Origin of the sequence: Nostoc sp. UHCC 0251 (genome assembly GCF_034932245.1) — a bacterium.
GTDB lineage: Bacteria > Cyanobacteriota > Cyanobacteriia > Cyanobacteriales > Nostocaceae > Nostoc.
In genome coordinates, this window is the sequence record NZ_JAYGHD010000433.1 from 1 (window position 1) to 8,677 (window position 8,677).

The 8,677-nt window shown below is 43.8% G+C and carries 6 protein-coding genes; 2 read left to right on the plus strand and 4 right to left on the minus strand.

Features of this window, described 5'->3' with window-relative positions:
* Window positions 1-69: 69 nt before the first annotated feature.
* The 4 genes from VB740_RS34545 to VB740_RS34560 all read right to left on the minus strand — a co-directional run bounded on the left by VB740_RS34545 (window position 70) and on the right by VB740_RS34560 (window position 5,310).
* Entirely contained in the window at window positions 70-633 is a 564-nt protein-coding gene (locus VB740_RS34545) for a hypothetical protein (RefSeq protein WP_323204321.1), read from the minus strand.
* Between the two features lie 106 nt (window positions 634-739).
* Window positions 740-1,963 (minus strand): type II secretion system F family protein, encoded by a 1,224-nt coding sequence (locus tag VB740_RS34550; RefSeq protein WP_323204322.1) that lies wholly within the window; start codon window positions 1,961-1,963, stop codon window positions 740-742.
* Window positions 1,964-2,031: 68 nt separating this feature from the next.
* On the minus strand, window positions 2,032-3,162 hold the full coding sequence (locus tag VB740_RS34555; protein ID WP_323204323.1) for a type IV pilus twitching motility protein PilT: 1,131 nt from the start codon (window positions 3,160-3,162) through the stop codon (window positions 2,032-2,034).
* A gap of 144 nt (window positions 3,163-3,306) precedes the next feature.
* Window positions 3,307-5,310: a GspE/PulE family protein gene (locus tag VB740_RS34560; RefSeq protein ID WP_323204324.1), complete on the minus strand. Its 2,004-nt coding sequence runs from the start codon at window positions 5,308-5,310 to the stop codon at window positions 3,307-3,309.
* A gap of 374 nt (window positions 5,311-5,684) precedes the next feature.
* Here VB740_RS34560 and grpE point away from each other — a divergent pair, with 374 nt between their 5' ends.
* Complete coding sequence (gene grpE, locus VB740_RS34565) at window positions 5,685-6,434, plus strand: nucleotide exchange factor GrpE (RefSeq protein WP_323204325.1); 750 nt, start codon at window positions 5,685-5,687, stop codon at window positions 6,432-6,434.
* 227 nt (window positions 6,435-6,661) lie between these two features.
* Complete coding sequence (dnaK, locus tag VB740_RS34570; protein WP_323204326.1) at window positions 6,662-8,620, plus strand: molecular chaperone DnaK; 1,959 nt, start codon at window positions 6,662-6,664, stop codon at window positions 8,618-8,620.
* Window positions 8,621-8,677 lie beyond the last annotated feature (57 nt).

Here is an 8,677-nt window from a genome sequence, read left to right on the forward strand (position 1 = left end):
CTGTCGCTAACGCACCCTACGTATCTTTTCAAAAATCAAACCGGATTCCTATATTAACTTCTAACTTTTTTAAGCTGGTGGAAGTTCTGGAGAAAAAATATCTGTTGTGGAGTTCTCTTCAAGCAGCGAATCTAGTGTTTGTATAATAAATGGAAGTTCCGCTCCTACAAGTCCTCGTTGGATGCGTTCTAAAGTATCGTTAAAAACGACAAACAAAGGATATATACTATTAGCTCCCTCACTCAAAATATGACTGTGGCGCAGAGGCATCACCCACTCATAATCATTGTCTAGCCAAACTTGAGTTTGTCGCCAGCGTCCTAACAAATCAGAAAAGTCTTCGTGAGCACGATGAATAAAGACTAAAATTTCTGCTCCAGTTTTGATTTTCCACTCTGGATCGCACATCAAAATTGCCACATCACAGGGTAAGCAAATCGTTTGTGGGGTTGTTGTAGCAGGATTGCGAAGACGGACAATAGGCAAGGGTATAGTGATGACACTTTCATCAGGACGGCGCAGACTAGGAATCATCTCCAAGTATGGCCGATATTGCTTTAGTAAGGCGATCGCAGCGATATGATTGCTGTACTCTGCCAAACTCGCTTCATAGTGAGATTTTTGCACAGTCATAGTTTATTAACTTAGTTAGGAGTTAAGAATAAAATTTACAAGTTATGAATTAAAAGTTAGGAATAAAAGTTTTAACTCGTAACTCCTAACCTTAACTCTTAATCCTCTATCCCAACTTTTCAAACACCGCAAACATAGGCAGATACATCGCTAGCAAAATGGTTCCAACCATTCCCCCTAGAACCACAATCATCACCGGTTCCAAAATACTGGTCATTGCTTTTACTGCCTGCTCGACTTCATCTTCATAGAAATCGGCAACTTTCATCAACATTGCATCTAATTCTCCAGTTTCTTCTCCGATACTAATCATCTGAATTGCCATAACCGGAAAAACGCTATCTTTTTGTAAAGCAATGCTAATCATACCTCCTTGCTGAATCTCCATACGGGCTGCATCTATGGCATTGGCAATTACTTGGTTTCCTGATGTATCTCGGACAATTTCTAGGCAAGTTAAAATTGGTACACCTGAACGAGTCAAAGAACCAAAAGTCCGGCTAAAACGGGCAACTGAAGATTTTTGAATTAAGTCACCAAACAAAGGCAACTTGAGAGCAAGACGATCAAGTGTTATGCGACCAACAGGAGTTTTACCGTATTGTGTATAGGCAACTTTCAATCCTACAAGGGCAGCGATAAGCACGAAAACCTTCGGACTTCTCAAAAATTGACTAGCATCCATCAAAAATTGCGTTAGAGCTGGTAATTCAGTTCCGAGTTCTGTAAAAATCTTCGCAAAAATGGGAATGAGAAAAATGGTCATGCCGAGAAAGATAGCAACTGCTATAAAACCCACGACCACTGGATAAGACAATGCTGATTTAATTTGGTTTTGTAAGCGGGCAACATCTTCTAGCAACTTGGCTAAACGATTCAATACTTCGTCTAGAACACCACCAACCTCGCCTGCTTGAATCATACTCACATATAATCCATCAAAGCAGTCAGGATGCTTCCGCATTGACTCTGAAAGATTCATTCCGCTTTGAACATCAACGCTAATGTCCATAAGAGCTTGTTTCAGTTTCGGATTACTACACTGTTCGGAAAGTACCCCTAAACTTCTAACGATCGCAACACCCGCATTCATCAAAACGGCAAATTGGCGGGAAAAAACGGCTTTGTCTTTGACAGAAACCTTAACTAAGGAAGTCTGGAATTTTTTTAAGTCAAAATTTGTCTGAAATCCTTGAAATTGTTTGAGTTCTTGGACTACAAAACCTTGATCTCTGAGATTAGTACGAGCTTGTACCAAAGATTCAGCAGTAATTTTTTCCGTTCGTGATTTTCCTTGAGAATCCCGAACACGGGCAACGTAGGTTGGCATAAATTAATTCAAAATTCAAAATTCAAAATAGTCAAGGGTTTTTCATCCCTCTCATTTTTCCAGCTTCTTTAATGCGCTCTGGCAGCCGCACCGGGTTTTGCACCTGCCGCACCTGCTTGCGGTGTAGAATTACCAATGAGACGTTGAATTTCATCAGGCTTAGAAGTCTTAGACATCGCCGCTTCAAATGAGATGGTTCCTGCTTTGTAAAAATCGGCTAAAACCTTCTCCAGAGTTTGCATTCCCAATTTGCCGCCAGTTTGAATAGCTGAGTAAATTTGAGATGTTTTGCCTTCTCGAATCAAGTTGGAAATAGCGGGAGTGACAATCAGAATTTCTTGAGCCATCACCCGACCATACTCACCAGGTTTAGGGTTTTTCTTAGACACCAAAGTTTGGCTAAATACCCCCACTAACGAGTTAGATAATTGCACCCGCACTTGGGTTTGTCTTTCATGGGGAAAAACGTCGATAATCCGGTCAACAGTTTGGGCGGCAGAACTGGTGTGTAGCGTACCAAATACCAAGTGTCCTGTTTCTGCTGCTGAAATCGCCAAAGAAATCGTTTCTAAATCGCGCATTTCCCCCACTAGAATAATATCTGGATCTTCCCGCAGGGCTGCTTTCAAGGCATTAGCAAAGCTCTTAGTATCTTCACCCAGTTGCCGTTGGTGAACCAAGCTTTTAATTGGTTCGTAGACAAATTCAATTGGGTCTTCCACCGTTAAAATATGCTCTGCCTTGGTGCGGTTAATTAAGTCAATCATTGCCGCTAGGGTAGTTGTCTTCCCGGAGCCTGTAGGGCCTGTCACCAGAATTAATCCTCTGGGCTTATCGCACATTTCCCGCACTATATCTGGCAGACCTAATTTTTCAAAATTAGGAATTTTAGAACTTAATGCCCGTAAGCAAGCAGCATAAGCACCACGTTCTTTATAGACATTGACCCGGAAGCGAGCTAAACCCTTAACACCATAGGAACAATCCAACTCCCAGGTTTGCTCTAAAGTTTTACGCTGGGTGTTGTTGAGCATACTAAAAATAAGCCTTTGACATTGATCAGCTGTCAATACATGCTCACCTATGGGGGTGAGTTTACCACTGATGCGGAAGTAGGGAGGCAAACCTGCGGATAAATGCAAATCCGAGCCACCCATTTCAATCAACTGCTCCATCAAATCTTCAATCATCATTTCCATAGTTCTGCTTCCTTAATTAATGTTTGTTATTTGTCCTTTGTCCTTTGTCCTTTGTTATTTGTCAGTTGTCTAAAGTTATTAAGCATTCACCAATGACTAATGACCAATGACCAATGACCAATGACCAATGACTAATGACCAGTCTTAAAACCGAGATGTCATACAGTAAGGGCAATCCAGCCATTCTTGTTTCAATGTGGCATCGCAACTGCGGCAAGTAAGACCAGTCTTGCGTTTGGCTTTTAACTCGGCTTCCAAGCCAGTATCAGTAAACGTCACTCGTTCTACTTCTTCTAAAGTGGTGGAACCTTGGCGCACTAAGTCCAAACTGTAAGCCAGCAAGGTTTTCATGCCCTCTTCTATTGCTACTTCCTTGATGCGTTCTGTGGGTGCATCTTCGTTGATGAGAGTTTGCAGGTTTTCGGTGACCCGCATAACTTCATAAACACCACAACGCCCTTTGTAGCCGACACCATTACATTTTGAGCAAAGCTGATTTTTGGCTTTGGCTTCGGTTATCCCTTCTAATGTCAAGGTGTTAGCTTTATAGAAAGTGACTTCCACATCTGAGGAAGCTGATAGACCATAACGAGCCAATTCTTCGGTTGTGGGAGTGTAGGGGACACGACATTCAGAACATACACGTCGCACTAAACGTTGAGCTAAAACGCCAATTAGGGAGCTAGAAACCATGAAAGGCTCAATCCCCATTTCTCCCAAACGAGCGATCGCTCCTGGGGCATCATTGGTATGTAAGGTAGTTAATACTAAGTGACCGGTCAAGGCAGCTTCAATTGCTGTTTTTGCCGTTTCCTTATCCCGCGTTTCACCCACCAGCAGCACATCTGGATCTTGTCGCAAGAAAGCCCGCAAAGCGGTAGCAAAATCTAGCCCTTTTTCCCGAATTACCTGTACTTGAGTAATCCCTGGAAGACTGTACTCAATGGGGTCTTCTACAGTACTGATATTAATACCGGGATCATTCTTTTCTGATAATGCAGAATAGAGCGAGGTTGTTTTCCCAGAACCAGTTGGCCCAGTTACCAAAATTAGCCCGAAGGGACGGCTAACCATATCCTTGACAATATTTAAAGTCTCCGGATCGGTAATTAACTTATCTAATCCCAATTGGGTGGAGGAGTTATCTAAAATCCGCAGCACCACCTTTTCCCCGTAGCGACTGGGTAAGGTATTCACCCGGAAGTCTACTTTACGTCCCTCAAACATCCGCCGGATGCGTCCATCTTGGGGTAGACGGCGTTCAGCAATGTCTAGATTGGAGATGATTTTAAATCGGGCTGTCACCGCCGGGATAATTTTTTTCGGTAGGGGATCGAAAGCTTCGCGCAGTACACCATCTTTCCGAAAGCGAATGCGTAAGTTTTCTTCTTGCGGTTCAATATGAATGTCAGAAACGCCCTCATGCAAGGCTTTAGCCAGGATTCTGTTGACTAGGTTAATGACTGGAGCATCCTCTGCACCCTTCATCGCTGCCCCTAAATCGGCCTCCATTTCTTCAGGAGCATCCGAAATATCGAGATTTCCGAGGTTTTCTAAATCCTGATTAATATCTGTAAACTTTTCTTGTTCCAGATGCTTTTGCTTAACAGCCATTTCATCCAGATATTGGTTGATTAGCTGCTGGTAATCTTCTTGTGTAATTACCATGCGCTGCAAAGCCAAGCCTTGGGGGCGCAAGATGCGGTTCAGGTCATCAGAAGCCTCTAAATTATCTGGAGCGACCATTGCCACTAAAACTGAGGGCGGGGTTTGGTCTTCGTGCTTCGATAGTGGTACTAAACGATGGCGACGACAGATATCCACTGGGATGAGGGTTTCAATCAGGTTCCCCATCATCGTGCTGCCAAAGGAATTGACTTCCGGATCGAGGAATTCAACACCGTATAGTATTTTAAGTTCAAATAGCTGTTGTTTTTTGTATTGCCTGAGTAACTCAGGTGATAGTTGTTGCCCAGTGAGTGACTCTAGTACTTCCGTTAAGGGTCTGCCAGATTTGCGGCTTTCAATTAGTGCCTGCCTCATCTGTTCGGTATTGACATAGCCAGATTGCACTAGCTTGTTGCCAAAGGGCGAAAACTCTGTTCTGGTAGTTAGAGCGGTACTGCGCCGTTGTGGTGACGAGTTCATAAATGAGCAATTGATTTGGGGAAACCTCTGCTTAAAGTATTCCCAGGCTGTGAGACAGAATTCTCATTTACCAAAAAAGTCCTAAGTCACGTCGCTTTGCTTTGAATTAAAAATTTAAATTCAAAATTAAAGATATTTTCAAATCAGATGAGGGGCGAGTTACATTCAGCGCTACTCTTGCAAATTACTCGTTCGGGTTCCCGCCTTAGTGGGGTCTGGGCTAACGTGTTCACCATTTGTCACAATAAGATGACGGTTACATCATTTCCAGAAACTTGTCGGCAAAAAATCAACCTTAGTGGCACGTCGTGGATGACGACAGTTGCAAACTGTGGAGATACACTGCCATAAAAAGCATCTGGAATCAGTAGACAATGATGGATGAAAATAAACAGATAAACAATACAAGCCAGCAATTGGGTGAACCAACAGAGGTAAAGCAAGCAATGAAGAGTGACTCCCCAGCCCAAATTAATTTCAATGAACCTGGTAGCGAGGTTACAGAGCAAGTGGCAGCCCAAACCAATATATCGGGGGATACGGCTAATCTCAATCCAGAAAATAGCGTCGCTGCAAATGAGAGAACTGGAGTGGAAACGGCAGCTTTAGCAGAACTGACTCAACAAATCGAGTCTCTCAAAACGCAACTAGAAGAGCGTAGTACTCAATATATGCGGATTGCCGCTGATTTTGAGAATTATCGGAAACGCACTAGTAAAGAAAAAGAAGAGCTAGAGACGCTGATGAAGCGGAACACGATTCTGGAATTGCTGCCAGTGGTCGATAATTTTGAGCGGGCGCGATCGCATCTCAAACCGCAATCTGATGGCGAAATGACCATGCACAAAAGTTACCAAGGTGTTTACAAACAATTAGTAGATAGCCTGAAACGCTTGGGTGTGTCACCAATGCGTCCTGAAGGTCAAGAATTTGATCCGAACCTACACGAAGCAGTAATGCGGGAACCTACGGATGAACATCCTGAAGGAACAGTGTTAGAAGAGTTAGTGCGCGGATATTACTTGGGCGAACGCGTGCTACGCCATGCAATGGTCAAAGTAGCTGCTCCCAAAGAAGATACCCCTGCTGCACCAGAAGATCAGTCGAGTTCAGCCAACAGTTAAGCTGTAATCGCTCGCCTCGCTGACCTAAAGTGCCTGGGTTCTAGCAAGGATGAGCATCGCGTACCTAAAACTTGGACAAGGCTTTGGATAACTATCTGTGTTTCAACTTCTCTACTTGCTACCAGCAATAGGGTTCCACAGACGTTATCCGCTAGCCTTGGTTTCATGAACAAAAGTTAGTCCGCGACATATTACAGCAGAAAGACTCGGTAAAAATACTGATAATTATGGGAAAAGTTATTGGGATCGACTTAGGCACTACTAACAGTTGCGTCGCAGTTTTGGAAGGCGGTCAACCACTGGTGATCTCCAATTCTGAAGGTGGACGGACTACTCCAAGTATTGTGGGATTTGGGAAGAGTGGCGATCGCTTGGTTGGTCAATTGGCAAAGCGCCAAGCCGTAACCAATGCCGAAAACACAATTTACAGTATTAAGCGATTTATCGGGCGGCGTTGGGAAGACACTGACATAGAACGCGATCGCGTCCCCTACAACTGTGTCAAAGGTCGAGACGATACCGTTGATGTTCAAATTCGCTCAAAAAATTACACGCCACAAGAACTATCCGCCATGATCCTGCAAAAACTGAAGCAGGATGCGGAAAACTTTTTGGGTGAGGAGGTCACTCAGGCAGTGATCACCGTACCAGCATATTTTACAGATGCCCAAAGACAAGCAACTAAAGATGCTGGCACAATTGCTGGACTAGAAGTCCTACGAATCATTAATGAACCAACAGCTGCGGCTTTAGCTTTCGGATTGGAAAAGCAAGACCAAGAGCAGCTAATTTTAGTATTTGATTTGGGAGGCGGTACTTTTGACGTATCGATCTTGCAACTTGGGGATGGCGTTTTTGAAGTTAAGGCGACTTGTGGCAACAACCATTTAGGTGGAGACGACTTTGATAATGCGATCGTGCGTTGGATGATGGAACGTTTCCAAGAGCAAGAGAAAATCGATCTTTCCCAAGATAAGATGGCACTGCAACGCTTGCGGGAAGCAGCGGAAAAGGCAAAAATTGAACTCTCCAGCATGACAAGTACCTCCATTAACTTGCCGTTTATCACGGCTGATAATACCGGGCCAAAGCATCTGGAGATGGAACTCAGCCGTTCCAAATTTGAAGAACTGGCAGGGAAATTAATTGAAGGTACTATCGAACCAATGATCCAAGCGCTCAAAGATGCGGATCTCAAACCACAAGCCATAGATCGGATTATTTTGGTAGGTGGTTCTACCCGTATTCCCGCAGTTCAAAACGCGCTGATTAAGTTTTTCAATGGCAAAGCTCCCGATCGCTCTATCAACCCTGACGAAGCGGTAGCATTGGGAGCGGCTATCCAAGCAGGGGTGTTGGGTGGTGAAGTAGATAATCTCTTACTTTTGGATGTCACTCCTCTGTCCTTGGGAATTGAAACTTTGGGTGAAGTGTTCACCAAAATTATTGAACGCAACACCACAATTCCCACTAGTAAGTCACAAATTTTTTCCACAGCAGTTGATGGGCAAACCTCGGTAGAAATTCACATTCTCCAAGGTGAACGGGCAATGTCACGAGATAACAAGAGTCTCGGCAAGTTTCTGTTAGCAGGAATTCCCCCATCGCCCCGTGGTGTACCGCAAATTGAAGTATCCTTTGAAATCGATGTCAATGGCATCATGAAGGTTTCTGCCCAAGACAAAGGTACAGGTAGAGAACAGAGTATCAGGATTACCAATACAGGTGGTTTGAGTACCAACGAAGTCGAACGGATGCGCCAAGAGGCCGAACTGTTTTCCGATGAAGATAGAAGACGTAAAGAACTGGTTGAACTCAAAAACCAAGCAGATAATCTGTTATTCAGTTACGAATCCACCATCAAGGATAATAGCAACTTTATCGGCGACCAAATGAAAACTTTGGCCAGTGAAAAAGTTTCACAACTCCAAGCTGCAATGATTGATTCTAGTATTTCCACAGTAGAATTTAAGCAGCGCTTAGATGACTTCCAACAAACCCTGTTTGCAATTGGTGCTGATGTCTATAATCGAGCTAACAGCCAAAGTGATGAGATTGAAGAGGCTTCAGCTAGTCTCTTTACTCCAGAAGTAGACTCACCAATGAATGGCACACTAATACCACAATTCAACTTTGATTTTGACGAAGAAAGTACTGCCCAGGTTGATTATGAGGCGATAGATTAGGGATTGGGCATGGGGCATTGGGCATTGGGCATTGGGCATTGGGCATTGGGCATTGGG